Origin of the sequence: Pseudomonas frederiksbergensis, assembly GCF_003732705.1 — a bacterium.
In the GTDB taxonomy this organism is placed as follows: Bacteria; Pseudomonadota; Gammaproteobacteria; order Pseudomonadales; family Pseudomonadaceae; genus Aquipseudomonas; species Aquipseudomonas frederiksbergensis_F.
Genome location: NZ_MOBR01000016.1, coordinates 60,940 through 81,210, shown reverse-complemented (window position 1 = coordinate 81,210; position 20,271 = coordinate 60,940). Strand labels below are relative to the sequence as shown.

Genomic DNA, 20,271 nt, shown 5'->3' with positions numbered 1-20,271 from the left:
TTCGTCCTGAAAAAGCAGTGCTTAGAAGTTCACGCCGAAGCTGAGCGCAACGAAGTCGCGATCATCGACGGTGGTGTACTTGCCATCAAAGAAGTTGGTGTAGGCCAGGCTCGCGGTGTAGGTGTTCTGGTATTCGGCATCGACACCCAGGCTCACCGCTTTGCGACCTTCCTCGAAGTTGCCGCCAGGGCCAGGCGAGTAACCGCTGACGTCATGGGACCAGGCCACGTTCGGCTTGAGGTTCACACCGGCGAACACGTCGTTGTATTCCCAGATAGCGCGGCCGCGATAGCCCCACGAAGTAGCCGTGGTGAAGCCTTCGTTGGTGCAGTTGCGGCTGCGGTTGTTGGCTGGAGTTCCTGGACCGGCACCATTGATGGTGCTGGTGTTGAGCGTCGCACAGGTATCGAGCGCGCCAGAGGCGGGCAACTCACCCGGGCCGTAGCTCGGATCCCGGCCGTAACGCACATCGGAGGTGCTTTCCAGGCCGCCGACATGGGTCACGCCCACTTCACCCACCAGGGTCAGACGGCTGGCGCCCATGACCTGATCAAAAAAGTGCGTCAGGGTGGTCTGGAACTGGGTGATTTCCTTGCGACGATACCCGTGCAAGTCTTGACCCGGCACGCCGTTAAGCAGCGATGCGTTGGTCAATGGATTGTTCGGGTTGCCATTGCCCAGAGGACGGATACCGGCGAACAGGATGTCGGTAGTGTTCAGTTGCACCGGCGCGTTTGGACGGTAGCTGATCTCACCGCTCCACGCCGTACCGGTAGGCAGGGTGGTGGAGAAGCTCAAGCCGTACAGACGGATGTCTTCCGGGTATTCAACGAAGTAATTCGAGTTGCCTGCCACCAACAGTGGTCCTAATGCTGCGAACGGCCCGGGCAGCGACGCGGCGGTGTTATAGACCGACTGCGGGGCACCGGTGGCGCTGAAGACCGGCGCACGGCTGTGGTAGTTCATGAAGTAGGCGCCGAACTCGGTGTCCAGCGGATCGAACATGTACTTGAGGGATGCGCCCCACTGACCGCTGTCACGGGCGTCGCGATCGCCGCCGCGACGTACCAGCACGCCTTCTTCGTTGACATCGACACCGGCACCGGCCAAAGGCCCCAATGCGATGGCCGGGATCTGCGAACGCTTGTTCAGCACACGCAGATTGTTGTCGCAACCGTCGGCAATGATGTCCGGCTGGGAGAAGAAGGTGCCGCAGTTATCGACGACGGTCTGGTCCCACTCGAGCTGGTAGAACGCCTCGGCCGACAGGCTTTCGGTCAGGCTCTGGGACACGTAGAACATGTTGACCGGAATCAGGCCTTCCTTGATCTCGGCCCCCGGACGACGGAATGCGGACACGTCGATCGGGTTGATCGAGTTGATGCCGCCGCCGATGAAGGTACTTTCGCCCCAGCTCACGACCTGCTTGCCCAGACGCACGGAACCCGGCTCATCGGCAATGGAGTAGTTGTGGTAGATGAAGGCGTCGAGGATCTGCCCGCCGGAGGACTTGGCGCCTTCCTTGCGGTTGTGGTCGCTGATGTCCTTGAACTCGCGACTTTCGTCCTTGAGTTCAAAGTCGTACCAGTACTTGCCGCGGACGAACACGCCGGTGTCGCCGTATTTCAATTCAAGGTCATGGATGCCCTTGAAGATTTTCGAGAAGGTTTCCCCGCTCTTGAAGTTTGCGTGACCGTCATCGGACGTCTGGGACAGGCCATGACCACCGTTGTTGACGCCGATGAGGTTCTTGTTCGGCTGCTGAGTAGACCAACTGGCACCGATCGACAGGGATGAGTCGAACTGACCTTCGATTTCACCGACGTTGAAACTGACGCCGAATGCGGGCCCGGCGAGCGAAGAGGCGAGACTGACCGCCAGGGGCAGTTTCGCCCGGCGCCAGAACTGGTTTACTGATGTCATCGACGCTACTCCATGTGCATTATTGTTATGGCAGTGAGTACTTTTAAAAACGTTGTGGATGACCGGGAGCCAAGGCGTCCCGAATTCGATCCCAATGTGCATCGCCCCGTTTGTGCGTTTGCTCCGTTCTTAAAAATCCTTGAGCGGACTATAGCCAGCAGGTAGTACTGCTTGATCCCTCTAAAGTGTGATTTGCAGCTGCCGGCCACTCTGGAACAGTCCTTTCGCCAGTCCGACACATGTCGGCACGGCAAGGATGGCTGAAAATTCGGATTTCACAAGCCAAGCGCTTGCTTGGTGGGGCTGGCGTGCCTTTTCGGGCACGCCAGTGAACGTCAGATAACGCTCAAAGCGTCGAGAGGAAGGTGCTGTTGTTGGCCTGCCATTGCGTGATGTCGAGGCGGATACGCTTCTTGTCGAGTTTGCCGACGCTGGTCTTGGGAATTTCAGTAACAAGGGCAATCTGGCTCGGGATCGCCCACTTGCTCAGATGCCCCAGCTCGACGAACGGCTTGAGGTGTTCCTTGAGTTCACGAGCCCCGATCTCATGCCCTTCGCGGATTACCAGCAAGGCAAACGGTCGCTCGCCCCACTGCGGATCGGCAATCCCCACCACTGCTACTTCGCGTACCGCTACATGGCGGCTGATCAAGTCTTCAAGGTCCAGGGACGAGATCCACTCGCCACCGGTCTTGATCACGTCCTTGATCCGGTCGCGAATGTCGATCACGCCCATGCTGTCCAGGGTCGCCACGTCGCCGGTGTGCAGCCAGCCGCCAGCCCAGAGCTCGGCACCCTTCTGCGGCTCGTTGAAATACCCCTCGGTGAGCCACGGCGCACGCAGCACCAGTTCGCCCTGGGTCTCGCCATCGGCGGGCAGGAAGTTGCCATCGGTGTCGACGATCGCCGCCTCCACCAAAGGCCCCGGCACACCGGCCTTGATCCGGTAGGTGGTGCGTTCGTCTTCGGTGCCGGCCATCAACTCGTCATTGAGGTGAGCGCAGGACACCAGCGGCCCGGTTTCCGACATGCCGTAAGCGGCGGTCAACTGAATGCCCTTGGCCTTGGCGGTTTCGTACAACGTGCGGTTCAGTGCACTGCCGCCGATAACGATTTTCCAACCGCCGAAATCGGTGCCCTGGGCGCCTTTGGCATTGAGCACCATCTGCAGAATCGTCGGCACACAGTGGGAGAAGGTGACCTTCTCCTTGCGCCACAGCTCCACCAGGTATTCCGGGTCGTAGCGACCGGGATAAACCTGCTTGAGCCCAAGCATCGTCGCCACGTACGGCAAGCCCCAGGCGTGCACATGGAACATCGGCGTGATCGGCATATAGACATCGTTGGTGCCCAACAGCCGCACGCTGTCGATGGCGCCCATGATGGTCGACACGCCCAGGGTGTGCAGCACCAGTTGCCGGTGGGTGAAGTACACGCCTTTCGGATTGCCGGTGGTGCCCGTGGTGTAGAAGGTGGTCGCGACGGAATTTTCGTCGAAATCCTGGAAGTCGTACTGGGTGCTCGCAGCGGACAGCAGTTGCTCGTACTCGCCGACGAGGTTCGGCAAATCGGCGGTTTTTTCTGGCAGGTCGGTCAGCAGCAGGGTTTTCTCGACCGTAGTCAGGTGCCCGGCGATGGCTTGGTACAGGCCCACGAACTCACTGTTGACCAGCACGAAGCGGTCCTCGGCATGGTTCATGGTGTAGAGGATCTGTTCCGGTGACAGGCGCACGTTGATGGTGTGAATCACTGCGCCGATCATCGGGATCGCAAACATGCATTCCAGGTAACGATGGCTGTCCCAGTCCATCACTGCCACGGTATCCCCGGCCTTGACCCCGGCCGCCGTCAGCACATTGGCCAGCCGTGCGACCCGCTCGATCAGGGTCGGATAGCTATAGCGCAATTGGTCGCGGTACACGATCTCGCGGGTTTTCTCGTAACGAGCACCGGACATCAGCAGTCGTTTAATCAGCAACGGATACTGGTAGGCGCCTTCGGCGGGCGGGATAACGCGAGTCTGCAACATAAGAATCCCTTTTCTGACTGCACGGTCTTGGCTTGGAAGATAAGCACTCTAGAGCCCTTATACGCCAACCAAATCAGCCAAAGGTATGATTTGCAGAACCGTACAAATGCTAGCTTTGCGCCAGCACTTGGTCCTACGGGGATCCGCGTTTTATCAATGCATCTCGGTGAAGGCGAGTTTCACACCGATGGCGATCAGCACCGCGCCCATGGTCCGGTCGAACCAGTGCCCCATGCGGGCGAAACCGGCGCGTACCCGTTGTTGGCTGAACAGCATCGCCACCAGGCAGAACCACACCGCCGTCGCCACCGCCAGGTAAACCCCGTAACCGGCCTGCACGGCCAGCGGCGTGTGCGGGTTGATCACCACGGTGAACAGCGACAGGAAAAACAGCGTGGCTTTCGGATTCAGGCCATTGGTCACGAAACCGGAGGTGAAAGCGCCACGGGCGGTGCGCTCGCCGACTTCCTTATGCAGGTCGTCCGCCACCGGTTTGGCCGGTTGTGCGCGCAAAGCCTTAAAGCCGATGTACAGCAGGTACGCGGCAGCGGCCCATTTCAAGGCGTTGAACAGCACGATCGACTGGGACACGATCAGGCCGATGCCGAGCAGCGAATAACCGACGTGCAGGAAAATCGCCGTGCCCACGCCCAGCGCGGTCCAGGTCCCGGCGCGCCGACCGTGGGTCACACTCTCACGCACCACGACGGCAAAGTCCGGGCCGGGGCTGGCCACGGCCAGCAGGTGAATCAGGGCAACGGTCAAGAATTCTGTCCAGTACATGGGGGGCTCCTCTGGGGCAGATCGGGCAAAGTGTTATCGGGTTTCATCAGCCCCTGTGGGAGCGAGCTTGCTCGCGATAGCGAACTGTCAGCCAACATCAATGTTGAATGTTATGGCCCTATCGCGAGCAAGCTCGCTCCCACAGGGGTAGGCGTAACCATTTGTTTCATCTGGTAGGCTCGGCAGATTACGCCTTCAGTTCATTGCACAAAAGGTACAGTTGATGACGAACACTCGCCGCGCCGTTTTCCTCGACCATCCGTCCCTGGATCTGGGCGACCTCGACCTGACGCCTTTGCGCGATTGCTTCAGCGACTTGCAATTGTTCGCCCAGACCACGCCGGACCAGGTGATCGAACGCCTCAAGGGCGCCACCGTTGCCATCAGCAACAAGATCCTGATCGACGCCGCCGCCATCGCCGCCAGCCCCGAACTCAAGCTGATCCTGATCACCGCCACCGGCACCAATAACGTCGACCTGGCCGCCGCCCGCGCCCACGGGATTACCGTGTGCAACTGCCAGGGTTACGGCACGCCATCGGTGGCCCAACACACGATCATGCTGTTGCTCAATCTGGCGACACGCTTGGCGGACTACCAAAAAGCCGTGGGCGAAGGTCGCTGGCAGCAGGCCAAACAGTTCTGCCTGCTGGATTACCCGATCGTCGAACTCGAAGGCAAAACCCTCGGGCTGCTCGGCCACGGCGAACTGGGTGGCGCCGTTGCGCGACTGGCCGAAGCCTTCGGCATGCGCGTGTTGCTGGGGCAGATTCCTGGCCGCCCTGCCCGCCCGGATCGCTTGCCGCTGAATGAACTGCTGCCGCAAATCGACGCCCTGACCCTGCACTGCCCGCTCAACGAACACACCCGCCACTTCATCGGCGCCCGGGAACTGGCCTCGATGAAACCCGGTGCCTTCGTGGTCAATACCGCGCGCGGTGGTTTGATCGACGAACAGGCGCTGGCCGATGCCTTGCGTAACGGTCACCTGGGTGGCGCGGCCACGGATGTGCTGAGCGTCGAGCCGCCGACTGCCGGCAATCCGCTACTGGCCGATGACATCCCACGGCTGATTGTCACCCCGCACAACGCCTGGGGCAGTCGCGAAGCGCGCCAGCGGATTGTTGGCCAGTTGACTGAAAACGCCCAGGCGTTCTTCAGCGGTACAGCGCTGCGGGTCGTCAGTTGATAAACTGCCGCACTTTTTTTCAAGGAGCAGAGTATGGATCCGCGCAGTGAAGTACTGCTTCGTCAGGCCGAGTTATTCAAGGGTTCGGTGTTGCTGGCCGGTTTGCCCGCCGACGATTTGCTCGGTCGCCTGCCCGACGCCCACGGCTGGTGCTGGCATGCCGGCGATCAAGCGGCGCTGGACGCACGCTTTGCCGAGCGCAGCCAGTTTGGCGTGAATGCGCCCGAACGCGAGTTCGAAACAGCCGTGGTGTTCCTGCCCAAGTCCAAGGACCTGACCGACTACATCCTCAACGCCCTCGCTTCACGGCTGGCCGGTCGCGAGCTGTACCTGGTGGGTGAAAAACGCAGCGGCATCGAAGGCGCGGCCAAGCAACTGAACCCGTTCGGCAAACCGCGCAAGCTCGACAGCGCACGGCATTGCCAACTGTGGCAGGTCACCGTGGCCGACGCGCCAGAGGCTAAATCCCTGGAAAGCCTGGCCGTGGAATACGAACTGCCATTGGCCGAAGGGCCATTGAAAGTCATCAGCCTGCCCGGCGTGTTCAGCCACGGTCGGCTGGATCGCGGAAGCGCCTTGCTGCTGGAACATCTGGACAAGTTGCCGAGCGGCCACTTGCTGGACTTCGGTTGCGGCGCCGGTGTGCTGGGGGCGGCGGTCAAACGTCGTTATCCGCACAATCAGGTGACATTGCTCGACGTGGATGCGTTTGCCGCCGCCAGCAGTCGTCTGACATTGGCCGCCAACGGTCTGGAGGCCGAGGTGATTACCGGTGACGGTATCGATGCCGCCCCCATGGGTTTGAGCGCGATTTTGAGCAACCCGCCGTTCCATGTCGGCGTGCACACCGATTATTTTGCGACCGAGAACTTGCTGCGAAAAGCGGCCAAACATCTGAAAAACGGTGGCGAACTGCGCCTGGTCGCGAATAGCTTCCTCAAGTATCAGCCGCTGATCGAAGAGCACCTCGGCGTGTGTGCGATCAAGGCTGAAGGACAGGGTTTCCGAATCTACCGCGCAAAACGCGGCTGATAAATAAGTGCTTGCCTAACGGATTTTGCCTAGGCAGAATCCGCTCCGTCCTAGGGGAGTAGTCTCCCACGAGCGCCATGCTCGTCCGGCATACGTCAACATACTTGGTCAACAGACCATGGCGTATGCGACCCAAGCGTCCGCACAGACGGATCGCCAGGGTTTGACAAGACCTATGACACGAACACCTTACCCGGGGCGGGAAGGCTGTACGTGTCATAGCCGTGTCGACCCGCCCCTTAGGAAAACCCTGATGCTGGATTCACTTCTCGTTCCCACCGCAATCGTTGCCTTGGCCGAAATCGGCGACAAGACGCAACTGCTCGCGCTCATTCTCGCTGCTCGCTTTCGCAAACCCTGGCCAATCATCGCCGGCATCGTCGCCGCGACCCTGGCCAACCATGCGGCGGCCGGTGCGGTAGGCGCCTGGTTCGGCAGTTTCTTCTCGAATGCGACGCTGCACTGGATCCTCGCCGCGAGCTTTACCGCGACCGCGCTGTGGACCTTGGTGCCCGACAAAATGGACGACGACGAAGCCAGCACCGCGCGCAAGTTCGGGCCGTTCCTGACCACGCTGATCGCGTTCTTCCTCGCCGAAATGGGCGACAAAACCCAAGTCGCCACGGTGATGCTCGCCGCGCAATACCCGGACCTGTGGCTGGTGATCATCGGCACCACCGCCGGGATGTTGATCGCCAACGTGCCGGTGGTACTGGCGGGTAACTTTGCGGCGGACAAACTGCCACTGACGTTGATCCGTCGACTGGCTGCTTCGGCGTTCTTCGTCCTGGCGATTGTCGCGGTGTACAAGGCAATGCAGAGCAGTGGGTGGGTTTGACGCGTTTAGCCTGATTGATCGTTCCCATGCGCTGCGTGGGAATGCCGCCCTGGACGCTCCGCGTCCGTTTTTGGGGCGTGACGCAGAGCGTCACAGGATGCATTCCCACGCAGAGCGTGGGAACGATCATTAGAAACCTGTCAGGACTTCGAGGCTTTCTCGTACAACGGCATCACCTTCGGAATCGCTGCCTGCAACGAAGCAATACGACTGGTCGACGCCGGGTGAGTGCTCATGAATTCCGGCGGCGAGCCTTCCGACGCCTTGCTCATCTTGTTCCACAAGGTGATCGCGGCATTCGGGTTGTAGCCGGCGCGAGCCGCCAGTTCCAGGCCGATCAGGTCAGCTTCGTTTTCGTTGGCGCGACTGTTCGGCAACGTCATGCCGTAGTTGGCCACGGTGTCGGCCAGGGCCAGGCTGTCCTGCCCCAGACCAAACAACGCACCAGCACCCTGTTTGGCCATTTCGATGCCATAGGCCTTGGACATCGCCTCACGACCGTGCTCGCGCAGGGCGTGGGCGATTTCATGACCCATGACTGCGGCGATTTCATCGTCGGTGAGTTTCAGGCTGTCGATCAGCCCGGTGTAGAAAATGATCTTGCCGCCAGGACCGCAGTTGGCGTTGAGCTCGTCGCTCTTGATCAGGTTGACTTCCCACTTCCACTGGGCCGAATCCGGACGGAAGTTCGGCGCCTGGGCAATCAGCCGGTCGGCGATGGCCTGGACGCGTTTGGCTTCGGTGCTGGTTTTGTCCAGTACGCCTTTGCTCGTCGCCTCTCCCACGGTCTTCTGATAGGACTGGGCGTACATCTGGTTGACCTCATCCGAGGACAACATGCTGAACATGTACTGTTTACGCTCAACGCCCACGGCTCCACCGCTGGTGGTGTTGACCGACTGACAACCGGCCAGCAGCAATGCCGCGCTCAGTGCACCTACAACCAATGTCTTGTTCATCGAAAAACTCCCTGAAAATATGCCGCGTATCCTAGGCGTGGAATTGTATCGGCGCCAGATACAACAGACGTGTTGCACGCACTTTAAGAAAAGCCGCTATTCGTAGGAAAAAATTCACAGACGCCCGAGCGCCTCGCCCACCACGCTCCAGTTGCGACCTCCAGCACGCCAAAACAGTCATTTGGCCATTACCCGCTCATGGACTCCGATTGCCCGGCCGATACAACAGCGCAGACGTCCTCTTGCGTGCGGAGCACCCATGAAATTCAAGTCGATCCAGTTTTCCGTAGCGGCCCTTGCCGGTGCCATCGTCCTCAGTGTGGTCGCGGCCCTGGTGCTGTACGCGCTGTTTTCCGGTGCGCGGACGCAAGACATGGTCCAGGAACGGACCCAGGCGCAGTTCGAGCAAGTCATCGAGCAACGCCTGACCTCCCTGGCGCAAACCCAGGTCAGCCAGATTCAGCGCGAACTCGAAGCGCCGCTGCTGATTGCCGGCGCACTGGTGCGGATCAACGAACTGATCGGCACGCCGGGGGCCGATGGCCAGCCGCAGGTGAACATCAGCCGTGAGCAATTGATCAGCCTGATCAAGGAAAACGTCACCAAGAACCCGAAAATTCTCGGCACCTACATCGGCTGGGAAAAAAACGCACTGGACCACAATGACGCGGCCTACGTCGACACCAAGGTAGTCGGCATCGATGCCAGCAACGGGCGCTTCCTGCCGTGGTGGTTCCGCAACGAAGACGGCAGCCTGGGCCTGGACAAACTGGTGGACGTCGACGACCAGAAAACCCTGTCCACCGGTGTGCGCGCCAGCGAGTACTACCTGTGCTCGAAAGAAACCAAGAAATCCTGCGTGATCGATCCGGCGCCCTACAAGGTCGGCGACAAAATCGTCATGCTCGCCTCCTTTATTGAACCGATCATGCTCAACGGCGCCTTCCAGGGCATCGTCGGCGCCGACCTGTCGGTGAACTTCATCCAGGAAATGCTCCTGGGCGCCAACCAGAAACTGTATGGCGGCTCGGGCGTGATGGCGCTGATCGGCGGCAATGGCCGGATCGTTGCCTACACCAAGGACCCGAGCAAATTCGGCGAGAAGGTCAGCGACATCCTCGACAGCCAGCAGATTGCCAACATGGCCAATCTCAAGCGCGGCGAAGTGACCTACACCGTCGATAAGGCCAATGGCCGGATCGAGTTGTACCTGCCCTTCGGCATTGGCCAGACCGACGCCCGCTGGACTCTGATGCTGCAACTGCCGTTGAACGCGGTGATGGCGGACCTGCAAAAACTTCAGGGCGACCTGGATAAACAGCGCAAGTCCGACACCTTCGGCATGGCCATGGTCGGCTTGCTGATTGCGGGCATCGGCTTGCTGGTGATCTGGCTGGTGGGCCACGGGATTGCCCGCCCACTCAAGCAAATGGTGGCCATGCTCGACGACATCGCTCAGGGCGAAGGCGACCTCACCCGCCGCCTGACCAGCGACCGCGCCGACGAACTCGGTTCGATCGCCAAGGGCTTCAACACCTTCCTGGCCAAGTTGCAGGCGATGATCACCCAAGTGGTGACGTCGGTGCAGAGCGTCAGCGATTCGTCGGAACACACCGCCGACATCGCCATCCGCACCAACATCGGCGTGCATAAACAAATGGCCGAGATCGATCAAGTGGCCACCGCGGTGCATGAAATGACCGCCACCGCCCAGGACGTGGCACGCAACGCAACGTCGGCGGCGCAAGCGGCCAGTCATGCGGACAAGGCCGCGGCGCAGGGCATGCAGATCGTGCGCGACACCTCGAATTCGATTGGCGTGCTGGCGGTGGAAATCGGCAAAGCCGTGGCCGTGGTGCAGACCCTGGCCAAGGACAGCGAGAACATCAACGCGATCCTCACTGCGATTCGCGGGATCGCCGAGCAGACCAACCTGCTGGCCTTGAACGCCGCGATCGAAGCGGCGCGCGCCGGTGAACAGGGACGAGGTTTTGCCGTGGTGGCCGATGAAGTGCGCAACCTGGCGCAGAAGACCCAGAAGGCCACCGAAGAAATCCAGACCATGATCCAGCAGTTGCAGCAAGGCACCCGCGACGTGGTGCGGGTCATGGAAGACAGCCAGAACCGGACGGATGAAAGCGTGCAACACGCGGCAAAAGCCGCTGAAGCGCTGGAGACGATTACTCAGGCCGTGTCGGTGATCAATGACATGAACAACCAGATCGCCAGCGCCGCCGAAGAACAGAGCGCGGTGGCGGATGACATCAACCGCAACGTGATCAACATCGGCCAAGTAGCCAATGAAGTGGCCGGCGGGGCGGATGAATCGAGCGCGGCCAGTGCGGACCTGACCAAGTTGGCGGAACAGCAGCGGCGGTTGATCAATCAGTTCAAGGTTTGAGGTGATCGTTCCCACGCTCCGCGTGGGAATGCAGCCATGGACGCTCCGCGTCCACTGTGACGCAGAGCGTCACGGGATTCATTCCCACGCGGAGCGTGGGAACGATCATTAACCCGGGGTAATACACTCGGGGCCATTGAGCTTCGGATCATTCACCAGATTCGCCAACACCCGCTCGCGCAACGCTGCGGGCTCACTGGCCAGCAATCCCTGCAACACATGCAACGGCGTCTCGGGATCGAGCCACGCGGCCTGCCCCGCCTCATCGAGAATCAACGGCCGACGCTGACTCGCCGCCGGCTGAGTGATCACTGCCGTACTCAGCCACACCTGCTCCTGCACCGGATACGCTTCCCAAATCGCCGCAAAAAACAGCGCCGAGCCCTCCCCCGGCGTCAGCCAATACGGACGTTTGCGCGTGGTGCCGCGCCATTCGTAGAAACCATTGGCCGGCAACAGGCAACGGCGCTCGCGCAGGGCCTGGCGGAACATCGGCTGTTCGGCCACGGTTTCGGCCCGGGCATGGGCCGGTGTGCGCGACAGATCAGTCAGCCACGGCGGCGTCAGGCCCCAGCGGGCACGGGCCAGTTCGCGCTGACCGTCAGCGCCGGCACGCAGCATCAATACCGAATCGTTGGGAGAAATATTCCACTGGGCCTGCTGATCGGCGGGGAAGCCAGGCAGGGCCGCGAAGGCGGGGTTCCAGCGAAACAGGGCATAACGTCCACACATGGGGCAACACGACTCTTGATAAAACGAACGTCAGCCTAACAGACCAGGGTGCCGGGGAAACTTTCCGGTTCATCGCCGGGCATCGGCAGCGCGGCATTGTAGGCGGTGATCAGCTCCCGGGCATATTCGGCCTGGTCGTTATCCACCGACAAACCCAGCAAGCCGTAGATCGGCAATTCGCCGGTGCCACCGAGCAAATCCCGCCCCACCAGGTGCGCTTCGATGCCCTCGCTGGCCAGCATTCCTTGCAGCAACTCGCCTTCCATCAGGTTTTCCGGTTCGTAGATTCGCTGCATCGGGCGCCCCTCTCATTCATTCTCGCTGTGAACTTCGAGCAACCATTCCTGACCATCGGTTTGCAGTACAAAGGTAATGGGACGACAACACACCGGACAATCCTCGATATAGGTCTGATCACCGCCGGACAAATCCAGCACGGCCTCGGCCTCTTCACCACAATACGGACATTCGTAGCGCTCGGTTTCCAGCATCGCGGTCTCCCAGGTGACTTGTGCGTATAATCGCCGGTCTATTTGCAGGGCTATTTTTGTCTGGCTACCTTTTCAGACCGTGCCCCGTTGGTTTTCGATCAAAACCTTTACTTACCCTAGCCGTTTCTAACAAGAGAGCATGATGGGCGAATTCGATGCCATCCGACCTTACGACGACAGCGAAGTCCCAGCGGTGCTGGCGCGGCTGCTCGGCGACAAGGCGCTTCTAGATATCCTCATCCACTTCCGCTTCCCGCGTTATGCCGGTGCTTTCGGCTGGATGCTCAAACCTCTTATAGCTCATCGGCTGCGCCGTGAGTTCGCCGGCGTCAACTCGGTGGCCACTTTGCAAGACAAGGTCGAAGTCTACGTCGACCACACCATCGAACGCGCCACCGACGGCGTGACCTACACCGGCGTCGAGCAGTTCAAATCCGGCAGTGCTTATCTGTTCATCGCCAACCACCGCGACATCGTGATGGACCCGGCCTTCGTCAACTATGCCGTGTACCACGCCGGCCTGCCGACCCCGCGCATCGCTATTGGCGACAACCTGCTGCAAAAGCCCTTTGTCAGCGATTTGATGCGCCTGAACAAGAGCTTCATCGTGCACCGCTCGATCACCGGTCGCCGCGAGAAGATGGCGGCGTACCAGTTGTTGTCGGCCTATATCAACCACTCGATCCGCAACGATTGCGCCTCGATCTGGATCGCCCAGGCCGAAGGTCGGGCCAAGGACGGCGACGACCGTACCGAGTCGGCGATTCTCAAGATGTTCCACATGAGCCGCAAGGACGAGCCGTTCGGCGAAGTCATTCAATCGCTGAACGTGACCCCGGTGTCGATCAGCTACGAATACGACCCGTGCGACCAGGCCAAGGCCCGTGAACTGTTCATCCGCGCCACCACCGGCAGCTACAGCAAAGTGCCGGGTGAAGACGACGTGAGCATTGCCAAGGGCATCACGGGCTACAAGGGCCGGGTTCACGTGAACTTCGCCTCGCCGATCACCGAGTTGTTCGACGACACCAAGCAATTGGCGATCGAGATGGACAAGCAGATCCTCGGCGGTTACCGGTTGTTCCCGGTGCACTACCTGGCTTATGCGCAGTGGAAGGACGCCGATCCGCAACTGCAGGTGCCCAAAGCCGCCGACGTGTTTGCAGCGGATGAACTGGCCAAGGCTCAAGAAGAATGGCAGCGTCGGCTGGAGGCTTGCCCTGAGGAACATCGGCCGTTCCTGGTGCTGCAATATGCGACGCCGGTGAGGAATCAGTACCGCGTGAAAGCTGGGTTGCCGCTTTAAGCCCATCTGCCAGAGTGCAAACCCTGTGGGAGCGAGCCTGCTCGCGAATTCGCACTGACAGTCAGTAGAGATGCCGGCTGACAGATCGCCTTTCGCGAGCAGGCTCGCTCCCACAGGATCAAAGTGCTCAGAATTGGGTGCTGATCCACGACACGATCAACGCCACGCCCAGGCAGGCAAAACCGAATCGATAGAAAAACCGGTTCATGCGCTGGGTGGCGCCATCGAGCATCAACATCGAATCATCGACCCGACGGTTCTGAGTAGCCGCCTCAAGAATCGCCAACGCGCGCTGTTCACGGCGACGCGTGGCATGCAGCAACCAACTGCCCGGGAACGCCAGCAGCAAGGCCAGCAGGTTGATCAACTTGGCGGGATGGTTGGTAAACAACGAAATCAAATGCAACGACATCACGGACCTCGGGCAAAACTCAGGTGGCAGGCGCCGGACCGACGACTGCGGCGCGGATTCTACCGAAAGCCTGTCCGCCTGCCCTAACCTTTGCGACAAAAAACGAACCACTTGGCCGATTCCTGTCCTGCGTCACGGCATCGTCATCTGAATGCGCCAGTCTGTCGCCCCTCGAAACCGACACTGAGCACACCATGCTGCACGCCGAAAACCAGGACCGCCTCTACCTCATCGCCCAAAGCGACGAACAGCAAAACCTCGTCGGAAGCCTCGCCTTCAATGTCCAGGACCGCCACTGGCTGGTGTATTGCGCGCTGGGCGGGCATCAACATGCGGACTTGCCGGAGACGGATTTGCTGACGGGTGTGAGCGTGCTGGATTTCTACTCCCAAGCCGCCTGACCCCACCACATCCTGTAGGAGCAAAGCTTGCTCGCGATAGCGGTGTTTCAGTCACCATCAGTGTTGAATGTTGAGCCGCCATCGCGAGCAAGCTTTGCTCCTACAAGGGATCGCGGCGCAAAAAAAGCCCGGGGCCATCACTGGCACCGGGCTTTTTTGTATCTCGCGAAAGGTTACTCGCCGAGAATCTGACCCACGGTCGGGTCCTTGAACAGACGCGTCAGGGCATCGCTCAACACGTCGCTGACCAGTTTGGTGTTGGTTTCCTGGTTCGGCGCCATACCAAAACGCTGATCCAGGGATGCACCGTAACGGCCGCTGTAACGGCGATTGGCGTTCTGCACGTCGGAGCGGAAGGTCGCGCCGATGGTGGCTTCAGTCACGTACATGCCTTCTTTAGGCGACTGATATTTCAGTTCGGCCAGGGTCACGGTCAATTGCGGCGCGTTCATGCCGTTGGACACCGGGGTGAAACCCAGCAAACGCACGGCGGCTTCAGCCTGGGCCTGCAGCTTCGGCAGAATCTGCGCGCCCTGCACGGTGATCGCGCTGGTCTCAGGGTACAGACCACCACGGGTCCCCAGGGTTGGCGACGGACGACCGTCCACCACCCGCACCACCACCTGCTGGCCATGGCCAACCGGCGCCAGCTGAGTGGTCAGCTTCGGTTCCGGGCTCAGTTGTTGCGGGCTGTGGGCGCAGCCGGCCAGGGTCAAACCGGTCACAGTGATCAAACCGAACAACAGGCGTTGCAACATGCTCTTCTCTCCAGAATCAGGCACAAACAGGCCGGCAGTATAGCGGTGGGCCATCGTCTCGAACTAGCGTCTCGCAACGATTGCTGAAATCTCTGACAAACCCTTCAGAAACCGGTTCCTGTCACACATCTGTCATCGCCCATACACTTTCACGTCACGGCCTGCTGGCAACCTTCACAGCAGTCACCCCACAAGGTACTTCGCCATGCGTTATCTGATCTCGTTGTTCGCGCCACGCCCGCTGCATCGCAGCTTTGCCTTGCTCGATCGCAACGGCCATTGCCAGGCATTCAAGCAATGCAGCCTGCAGCCCATGGGCGATGGTTGGGTCGAAATCGAAGAAATCCGCCTCAACTGGTTGCACCATCCCCTGCCCCCTAGCGCCCGCGTGCGGCAGCATCAGCCTCGCTCACGGGTACAGGCGCTGTTGTCCATCTGACCAGACGCCTAATAAAAGTCATTAATCACGACCATTTCCCTGCGTTTCTTAGATACAATCTCCCCCCGATTATAAGGACGTCTCCTGATCGGGCCTCGCAGCATCGTCAATGCCTCGGTATTGGCACCCCGCACCGCCCACAGAGAGCCGCCCACACAGATCGAGTGAAGCTGGCGCGCTTGCTGTTCCTTGAGCAAAAACCCCACTTATCGCGAATCTGCAGAGCTGTCATTACGCTCGGTTACTGAGCTGTTTGCCCGTTTTGCCTGTCATGTATCCCATGGCGGCAATCCATCCGGGCACGGTGCCAGGCTGGGACAGCCCTTTTTTGAGGTTCACGTCTTCAAAAGAGCGTGAAAAAAACGGGTTTTCACAACTTCACAAGAGTGTGGCGAGCAAATGAATAGTTTTGCGTCTGAACATGCACCATTAGCGTCTGAAACAGCCCAACGACACAGGACCGAGTACTCCTCGAACACCGGAGCCTGAAGCCTGTCCGCTACGGATTTGGTTGCACAAACGGATGTCTCGACCATAAGTCGAATTGCCAGTCGTGTGCTGAAATGAGTTCATATCACTCATAGGCCCGACCGGTAGCGTCCGTCGAAGTTGCGAAAAATTGCGAAGATTCGGACATGGCGACACTGCCATGGGTACCTGGGGCATCACTGACACGCCCCTGAACACCTGGCAGCCATGCCGACAATTTGGTGCTGCAGATTTTGGAGACGCGTTAAATGGCGCATAACGAAGCAGTCGATGTAGTACTCGTTGGGGCCGGCATCATGAGTGCCACCCTCGCTGTACTGCTCAAAGAGCTCGACCCCGCAATCAAGCTGGAAGTCGTCGAGTTGATGGATTCCGGTGCCGCCGAGAGTTCCAACCCATGGAACAACGCCGGTACCGGTCACGCCGGGCTGTGTGAGCTCAACTACACGCCGCAGGCTGCCGACGGCACCGTCGACATCAAGAAAGCCGTGCACATCAACACCCAGTTCGAAGTGTCGAAGCAGTTCTGGTCGTACCTGACCAAAAAAGGCACCTTCGGCTCGTGCAAGTCCTTCATCAGCCCGGTGCCGCACCTGAGCTTCGTGCAGGGCGACAGCGGCGTGTCCTTCCTCAAGTCACGCTTCAACGTGCTGAGCAAGCATCACGCCTTCGCCGACATGGAATACACCGAAGACAAGGCCAAGATGGCCGAGTGGATGCCGCTGATGATGCCGGGCCGCTCGCCCGACGAAGTCCTCGCCGCCACCCGCGTGATGAACGGCACCGACGTCAACTTCGGCGCACTGACCAATCAACTGCTCAAGCACCTGACCAGCGCACCCGATGCCCAGGTCAAGTACTGCAAGCGCGTAACCGGCCTGAAGCGTAACAACGGCGGCTGGACCGTCAGCATCAAGGACGTCAACAGCGGCAACACCCGTGAAGTCGACGCCAAGTTTGTCTTCCTCGGCGCTGGCGGCGCGGCATTGCCGCTGTTGCAGGCGTCGGGCATCGAAGAAAGCAAAGGCTTCGGCGGCTTCCCGATCAGTGGCCAGTGGCTGCGTTGCGACAACCCGGAAGTGGTCAAGCATCACCAGGCCAAGGTCTACAGCCAGGCGGCCGTGGGCTCGCCGCCGATGTCCGTGCCGCACCTGGACACCCGCGTGGTCGATGGCAGCAAGTCCCTGTTGTTCGGGCCGTATGCCGGTTTCACCACCAAGTTCCTCAAGCACGGTTCCTTCATGGACCTGCCGCTGTCGGTTCGCGCCGGCAACATCGGCCCGATGCTGTCCGTGGCGAAAAACAACATGGACCTGACCAAGTACCTGGTCAGTGAAGTGATGCAATCGATGGAGCAGCGCCTCGATTCCCTGCGTCGCTTCTACCCTGAAGCGAAAGCCGAAGACTGGCGCCTGGAAGTGGCCGGCCAACGGGTGCAGATCATCAAGAAAGACCCGAAAAAGGGCGGCGTTCTGCAGTTCGGTACCGAACTGGTCGCGGCCAAGGACGGTTCTTTGGCGGCGCTGCTCGGCGCTTCGCCAGGTGCTTCGGTGACGGTTTCGATCATGCTTGAGCTGATCGAGAAGTGCTTCCCGAACAAAGCGTCCGGCGAGTGGGCGGCCAAACTGGCGGAAATCTTCCCGGCCCGGGAAAAAGTCCTGGAAACCGACGCGGCGCTGTATCGCAAGATCAACGCGCACAACAACGTCGCCCTGGAACTGGTTGAAGCCAGTAACGAGACCGAAAGCTACGCTTGATTCGGCCCCACAAAAAACGCCCCGTTCTCAGTGAGAGCGGGGCGTTTTTTTATGCGCCTACCTGTAGGAGCATGGCTTGCCCGCGATGGCGTCCTTCAGAGCGCTATCGCGAGCAAGCTTTGCTCCTACAACGCGTGCACCTGTAGGAGCTGGTAGGAGCTGTCGAGTGAAACGAGGCTGCGATCTTTTGATCTTAACCGCGAGCCTTGGCAATCAACTCAATGTACTCAGCCGCATTACGCTGATCCTTGATCACCGCAACAAAATCATCGCCGTGCTGATCCTTGCCGTCCAGGTCATACCCGGCTTCGACGAAGAACGTCAGGAAGCGCTCGAAATCGTCGATGCGCAGGCCGCGATAGGCCTTGATCAGTTTGTGCAGGGACGGTGAAGTGGCGTCGACCGGTTCAAAATCGAGAAACAGCTTGATCTGCTCATCGCCGATCTCGTCACCAATCACTTGCTTCTTATCTTTACGCATTGCCGACTCCAGCTCGCAGACATTTCACGGGGCGGGCAGTTTACCCCTCGATTGACGCCGGGCTCAACGCGCACGAACGCTGCCGGTGTGCAGATCGGCCCAGACATGACCGTTGGCGTAGGTGAGGAACTGGCAATACACCGTGTCGTTGCGCAGCAAATCGATCACCACCCGGTATTGCGCCAGCGGGTAGTAGAGCGTCAGGGTTTTGCTCGTTTCGTCGTAGATCGGCTTTTTCAGGCTTTTGCTTTCGCCATCGAAGTTGACCAGCACCTGGCTGATGGTCGCCCCCTTGTTCAAGGATTTACCTTTCAGGCGGATCAGCAGCGGCGACGTCACCGGGATCGGCTGTTGGGTGGACTGACGCTGGCTGCCCACCACTACCGAATAGTCGGTGACCTGCAACAGTTGTTGCTGGTCCGGTTCGGCGTCACGCAAGGTCAGGTCATCCGGCGGCAGGAACTGCCCGTGCATCGGCGCCGGAGCGGCGGCCAGGGGCAGGCTGAGAGTCAGCAACAGGGCGGCGCAGCTGCGGATCAAAAGGCTCATGACGGGCTCCGGAGGGCGGGGCCGAGCACTTTATCACGGCTGACTGAGGTGAAGCGGTGCCGCCTCTGTAGGAGCGAGCGGTGCGACGATTCGACTTGCCCGCTCCTACAAGGGATGTAGATCAATCGAACTGCGCGTGCATCCAGGCCTGATACTCGGCCACACCCGCCTCGCCTTCACGGGGCGCCCAGTGAGGCAGCTCACCTTCACCGACCGGGCGATAAGGACCCGCCTTGCACTCGAACATCAGACTGTCGGCTTCAAGCACCACCAGGCCATGGAACACGCCCGTCGGCAGGTCCACGCCGACACAGTCGCCACCGGCCTGCAGGATTTGCTTCTTCACCACCACACCGGACTCGTCGAAGATCAACACACCCAACCGTCCCTTGAGGACCAACAGGGTTTCAGCCTTGTTTTCGCCCAGGTGCCGATGAGGCGGGATGTAGGTGTTCGGCTGCAAACCCACCAACATGCGGTGGCAAGCATCTTCCATCTGATGGAAGTTGTGATGCTGGCGCCCACGAGGGCTAGCCGCAGCTTTCCCGGCCAATTCATTGAACAGTGTCAGATCCAGAAAGCTCGGCGTGGCCATTGATTACATTCCTTTAACGGCAAAAATCCCATTGGCATTACGCCAGTAGCCCTTGTAGTCCATGCCATAACCGAAGATGTAACGGTCGATGCACGGCAAACCGACGAAATCGGCCTTCAGGTCCGGGCGAGCCTTGCGGTCGTGGTCCTTGTCGATCAGCACGGCGGTGTGCACTTTGCGCGCGCCGGCGTGTTTGCAGTAGTCGATGATCGCGCCCAGGGTGTGACCTTCATCGAGGATGTCGTCGATGATCAGCACGTCGCGGTCGAGGAACGACACTTCCGGCTTGGCTTTCCAGAACAGGTCGCCACCGCTGGTTTCATTGCGATAACGGGTAGCGTGCAGGTAGGACGCTTCCAGCGGGAAGTGCAGATGGGTGAGCAGCTTGCCGGCGAAAATCAGGCCGCCGTTCATCACACAGAACACCACCGGGTTGGTCTCAGCCAGCTGTTCGTTGATGTGTGCACCGACGCGGGCGATGGCCGCCTCGACTTCAGCTTCGGTGTACAGGCAGTCAGCCTCTCGCATGATTTGACGGATATGCTCGAGATCAGCAGGCATGTCGCTCTCCAAGGGGTGGCGGATTCAGGAAAAGCGGGCAAAGGTACGCATCCAGCCCGGCCGAATCAAGCGTTTGTGGACTAACGTACTGTATGTCTATAGGACAACACCCTCGGATAGATTAATCTAGGCCGGTTTTTTTGCCC

21 protein-coding genes, 1 pseudogene and 1 riboswitch are annotated in these 20,271 nt (G+C 59.9%); of the genes and pseudogenes, 9 read left to right on the top strand and 13 right to left on the bottom strand.

Features of this window, described 5'->3' with window-relative positions:
• Positions 1–21 precede the first annotated feature (21 nt).
• From BK667_RS17980 to BK667_RS17970, 3 genes are all read right to left on the bottom strand, one after another.
• Positions 22–1,923, bottom strand: coding sequence for a DUF1302 domain-containing protein (locus BK667_RS17980; protein ID WP_123598448.1), 1,902 nt, complete (start codon positions 1,921–1,923; stop codon positions 22–24).
• A 346-nt stretch (positions 1,924–2,269) separates the two neighbouring features.
• Positions 2,270–3,952, bottom strand: coding sequence for a fatty acid--CoA ligase (locus BK667_RS17975; protein ID WP_123598447.1), 1,683 nt, complete (start codon positions 3,950–3,952; stop codon positions 2,270–2,272).
• A 153-nt stretch (positions 3,953–4,105) separates the two neighbouring features.
• Positions 4,106–4,735, bottom strand: a complete 630-nt coding sequence (locus BK667_RS17970) for a LysE family translocator (protein WP_123509225.1) — start codon at positions 4,733–4,735, stop codon at positions 4,106–4,108.
• 223 nt (positions 4,736–4,958) lie between these two features.
• Here BK667_RS17970 and BK667_RS17965 point away from each other — a divergent pair, with 223 nt between their 5' ends.
• From BK667_RS17965 to BK667_RS17955, 3 genes are all read left to right on the top strand, one after another.
• Entirely contained in the window at positions 4,959–5,924 is a 966-nt protein-coding gene (locus tag BK667_RS17965; protein WP_123598446.1) for a 2-hydroxyacid dehydrogenase, read from the top strand.
• A gap of 33 nt (positions 5,925–5,957) precedes the next feature.
• Positions 5,958–6,956: a methyltransferase gene (locus tag BK667_RS17960; RefSeq protein ID WP_123598445.1), complete on the top strand. Its 999-nt coding sequence runs from the start codon at positions 5,958–5,960 to the stop codon at positions 6,954–6,956.
• 40 nt (positions 6,957–6,996) lie between these two features.
• A riboswitch (yybP-ykoY riboswitch) is annotated at positions 6,997–7,121 on the top strand.
• Between the two features lie 88 nt (positions 7,122–7,209).
• Positions 7,210–7,794 carry a TMEM165/GDT1 family protein gene (locus tag BK667_RS17955; protein WP_054045620.1) on the top strand — a complete coding sequence of 195 codons (585 nt, stop codon included), beginning with the start codon at positions 7,210–7,212 and terminating at the stop codon, positions 7,792–7,794.
• Positions 7,795–7,934: 140 nt separating this feature from the next.
• Here BK667_RS17955 and BK667_RS17950 read toward each other — a convergent pair whose 3' ends face one another.
• Positions 7,935–8,753: a M48 family metallopeptidase gene (locus BK667_RS17950; RefSeq protein ID WP_123509222.1), complete on the bottom strand. Its 819-nt coding sequence runs from the start codon at positions 8,751–8,753 to the stop codon at positions 7,935–7,937.
• Positions 8,754–9,012: 259 nt separating this feature from the next.
• Here BK667_RS17950 and BK667_RS34155 point away from each other — a divergent pair.
• Positions 9,013–10,299, top strand: a pseudogene (locus tag BK667_RS34155) (methyl-accepting chemotaxis protein); the annotation flags it as partial.
• A 12-nt stretch (positions 10,300–10,311) separates the two neighbouring features.
• Entirely contained in the window at positions 10,312–11,154 is an 843-nt protein-coding gene (locus BK667_RS34150) for a methyl-accepting chemotaxis protein (protein WP_375538744.1), read from the top strand.
• Positions 11,155–11,262: 108 nt separating this feature from the next.
• On the opposite strand, the gene BK667_RS17940 is transcribed toward BK667_RS34150, so the two are convergent.
• Genes BK667_RS17940 through BK667_RS17930 form a run of 3 tightly spaced genes read right to left on the bottom strand, consistent with a single transcriptional unit; the run spans position 11,263 to position 12,377 of the window.
• Positions 11,263–11,886: an SOS response-associated peptidase gene (locus BK667_RS17940; RefSeq protein ID WP_123410128.1), complete on the bottom strand. Its 624-nt coding sequence runs from the start codon at positions 11,884–11,886 to the stop codon at positions 11,263–11,265.
• Between the two features lie 35 nt (positions 11,887–11,921).
• Positions 11,922–12,182, bottom strand: coding sequence for a putative signal transducing protein (locus BK667_RS17935; RefSeq protein WP_123509219.1), 261 nt, complete (start codon positions 12,180–12,182; stop codon positions 11,922–11,924).
• Positions 12,183–12,194: 12 nt separating this feature from the next.
• The gene (locus BK667_RS17930) at positions 12,195–12,377 is read right to left on the bottom strand and encodes a CPXCG motif-containing cysteine-rich protein (RefSeq protein ID WP_008153387.1); all 183 of its coding nucleotides are present in this window, start codon (positions 12,375–12,377) and stop codon (positions 12,195–12,197) included.
• A gap of 142 nt (positions 12,378–12,519) precedes the next feature.
• Here BK667_RS17930 and BK667_RS17925 point away from each other — a divergent pair, with 142 nt between their 5' ends.
• Positions 12,520–13,683 carry a 1-acyl-sn-glycerol-3-phosphate acyltransferase gene (locus tag BK667_RS17925; RefSeq protein WP_185058239.1) on the top strand — a complete coding sequence of 388 codons (1,164 nt, stop codon included), beginning with the start codon at positions 12,520–12,522 and terminating at the stop codon, positions 13,681–13,683.
• 127 nt (positions 13,684–13,810) lie between these two features.
• Here BK667_RS17925 and BK667_RS17920 read toward each other — a convergent pair whose 3' ends face one another.
• A complete protein-coding gene (locus tag BK667_RS17920; protein WP_123598442.1) occupies positions 13,811–14,095 on the bottom strand; it encodes a hypothetical protein in 285 nt (94 codons plus the stop codon).
• A gap of 194 nt (positions 14,096–14,289) precedes the next feature.
• Here BK667_RS17920 and BK667_RS17915 point away from each other — a divergent pair, with 194 nt between their 5' ends.
• Positions 14,290–14,496, top strand: a complete 207-nt coding sequence (locus BK667_RS17915; RefSeq protein WP_010458215.1) for a hypothetical protein — start codon at positions 14,290–14,292, stop codon at positions 14,494–14,496.
• 173 nt (positions 14,497–14,669) lie between these two features.
• Here BK667_RS17915 and BK667_RS17910 read toward each other — a convergent pair whose 3' ends face one another.
• Entirely contained in the window at positions 14,670–15,254 is a 585-nt protein-coding gene (locus BK667_RS17910; protein ID WP_123509216.1) for a YajG family lipoprotein, read from the bottom strand.
• A 205-nt stretch (positions 15,255–15,459) separates the two neighbouring features.
• On the opposite strand from BK667_RS17910, the gene BK667_RS17905 reads away from it, so the two are divergent.
• Complete coding sequence (locus BK667_RS17905) at positions 15,460–15,693, top strand: hypothetical protein (RefSeq protein ID WP_054045638.1); 234 nt, start codon at positions 15,460–15,462, stop codon at positions 15,691–15,693.
• Positions 15,694–16,430: 737 nt separating this feature from the next.
• A complete protein-coding gene (gene mqo / locus BK667_RS17900; protein WP_123598441.1) occupies positions 16,431–17,939 on the top strand; it encodes a malate dehydrogenase (quinone) in 1,509 nt (502 codons plus the stop codon).
• Between the two features lie 193 nt (positions 17,940–18,132).
• Here mqo and BK667_RS17895 read toward each other — a convergent pair whose 3' ends face one another.
• The 4 genes from BK667_RS17895 to BK667_RS17880 form a co-directional block, all read right to left on the bottom strand.
• Positions 18,133–18,420: a PA4642 family protein gene (locus BK667_RS17895; RefSeq protein ID WP_123598440.1), complete on the bottom strand. Its 288-nt coding sequence runs from the start codon at positions 18,418–18,420 to the stop codon at positions 18,133–18,135.
• A gap of 63 nt (positions 18,421–18,483) precedes the next feature.
• Positions 18,484–18,969 (bottom strand): hypothetical protein, encoded by a 486-nt coding sequence (locus BK667_RS17890; protein WP_123509214.1) that lies wholly within the window; start codon positions 18,967–18,969, stop codon positions 18,484–18,486.
• Positions 18,970–19,090: 121 nt separating this feature from the next.
• Positions 19,091–19,564: a WbuC family cupin fold metalloprotein gene (locus tag BK667_RS17885; RefSeq protein WP_123598439.1), complete on the bottom strand. Its 474-nt coding sequence runs from the start codon at positions 19,562–19,564 to the stop codon at positions 19,091–19,093.
• A gap of 3 nt (positions 19,565–19,567) precedes the next feature.
• Entirely contained in the window at positions 19,568–20,125 is a 558-nt protein-coding gene (locus BK667_RS17880) for a hypoxanthine-guanine phosphoribosyltransferase (RefSeq protein ID WP_123509212.1), read from the bottom strand.
• Between the last annotated feature and the right edge of the window lie 146 nt (positions 20,126–20,271).

Coding starts and splice junctions, on each gene's coding strand:
- BK667_RS17980 (WP_123598448.1), bottom strand. CDS start 1,923: ATGACATCAGTAAACCAGTTCTGGCGCCGGGCGAAACTGCCCCTGGCG.
- BK667_RS17975 (WP_123598447.1), bottom strand. CDS start 3,952: ATGTTGCAGACTCGCGTTATCCCGCCCGCCGAAGGCGCCTACCAGTAT.
- BK667_RS17970 (WP_123509225.1), bottom strand. CDS start 4,735: ATGTACTGGACAGAATTCTTGACCGTTGCCCTGATTCACCTGCTGGCC.
- BK667_RS17965 (WP_123598446.1), top strand. CDS start 4,959: ATGACGAACACTCGCCGCGCCGTTTTCCTCGACCATCCGTCCCTGGAT.
- BK667_RS17960 (WP_123598445.1), top strand. CDS start 5,958: ATGGATCCGCGCAGTGAAGTACTGCTTCGTCAGGCCGAGTTATTCAAG.
- BK667_RS17955 (WP_054045620.1), top strand. CDS start 7,210: ATGCTGGATTCACTTCTCGTTCCCACCGCAATCGTTGCCTTGGCCGAA.
- BK667_RS17950 (WP_123509222.1), bottom strand. CDS start 8,753: ATGAACAAGACATTGGTTGTAGGTGCACTGAGCGCGGCATTGCTGCTG.
- BK667_RS34150 (WP_375538744.1), top strand. CDS start 10,312: ATGATCACCCAAGTGGTGACGTCGGTGCAGAGCGTCAGCGATTCGTCG.
- BK667_RS17940 (WP_123410128.1), bottom strand. CDS start 11,886: ATGTGTGGACGTTATGCCCTGTTTCGCTGGAACCCCGCCTTCGCGGCC.
- BK667_RS17935 (WP_123509219.1), bottom strand. CDS start 12,182: ATGCAGCGAATCTACGAACCGGAAAACCTGATGGAAGGCGAGTTGCTG.
- BK667_RS17930 (WP_008153387.1), bottom strand. CDS start 12,377: ATGCTGGAAACCGAGCGCTACGAATGTCCGTATTGTGGTGAAGAGGCC.
- BK667_RS17925 (WP_185058239.1), top strand. CDS start 12,520: ATGGGCGAATTCGATGCCATCCGACCTTACGACGACAGCGAAGTCCCA.
- BK667_RS17920 (WP_123598442.1), bottom strand. CDS start 14,095: ATGTCGTTGCATTTGATTTCGTTGTTTACCAACCATCCCGCCAAGTTG.
- BK667_RS17915 (WP_010458215.1), top strand. CDS start 14,290: ATGCTGCACGCCGAAAACCAGGACCGCCTCTACCTCATCGCCCAAAGC.
- BK667_RS17910 (WP_123509216.1), bottom strand. CDS start 15,254: ATGTTGCAACGCCTGTTGTTCGGTTTGATCACTGTGACCGGTTTGACC.
- BK667_RS17905 (WP_054045638.1), top strand. CDS start 15,460: ATGCGTTATCTGATCTCGTTGTTCGCGCCACGCCCGCTGCATCGCAGC.
- mqo (WP_123598441.1), top strand. CDS start 16,431: ATGGCGCATAACGAAGCAGTCGATGTAGTACTCGTTGGGGCCGGCATC.
- BK667_RS17895 (WP_123598440.1), bottom strand. CDS start 18,420: ATGCGTAAAGATAAGAAGCAAGTGATTGGTGACGAGATCGGCGATGAG.
- BK667_RS17890 (WP_123509214.1), bottom strand. CDS start 18,969: ATGAGCCTTTTGATCCGCAGCTGCGCCGCCCTGTTGCTGACTCTCAGC.
- BK667_RS17885 (WP_123598439.1), bottom strand. CDS start 19,564: ATGGCCACGCCGAGCTTTCTGGATCTGACACTGTTCAATGAATTGGCC.
- BK667_RS17880 (WP_123509212.1), bottom strand. CDS start 20,125: ATGCCTGCTGATCTCGAGCATATCCGTCAAATCATGCGAGAGGCTGAC.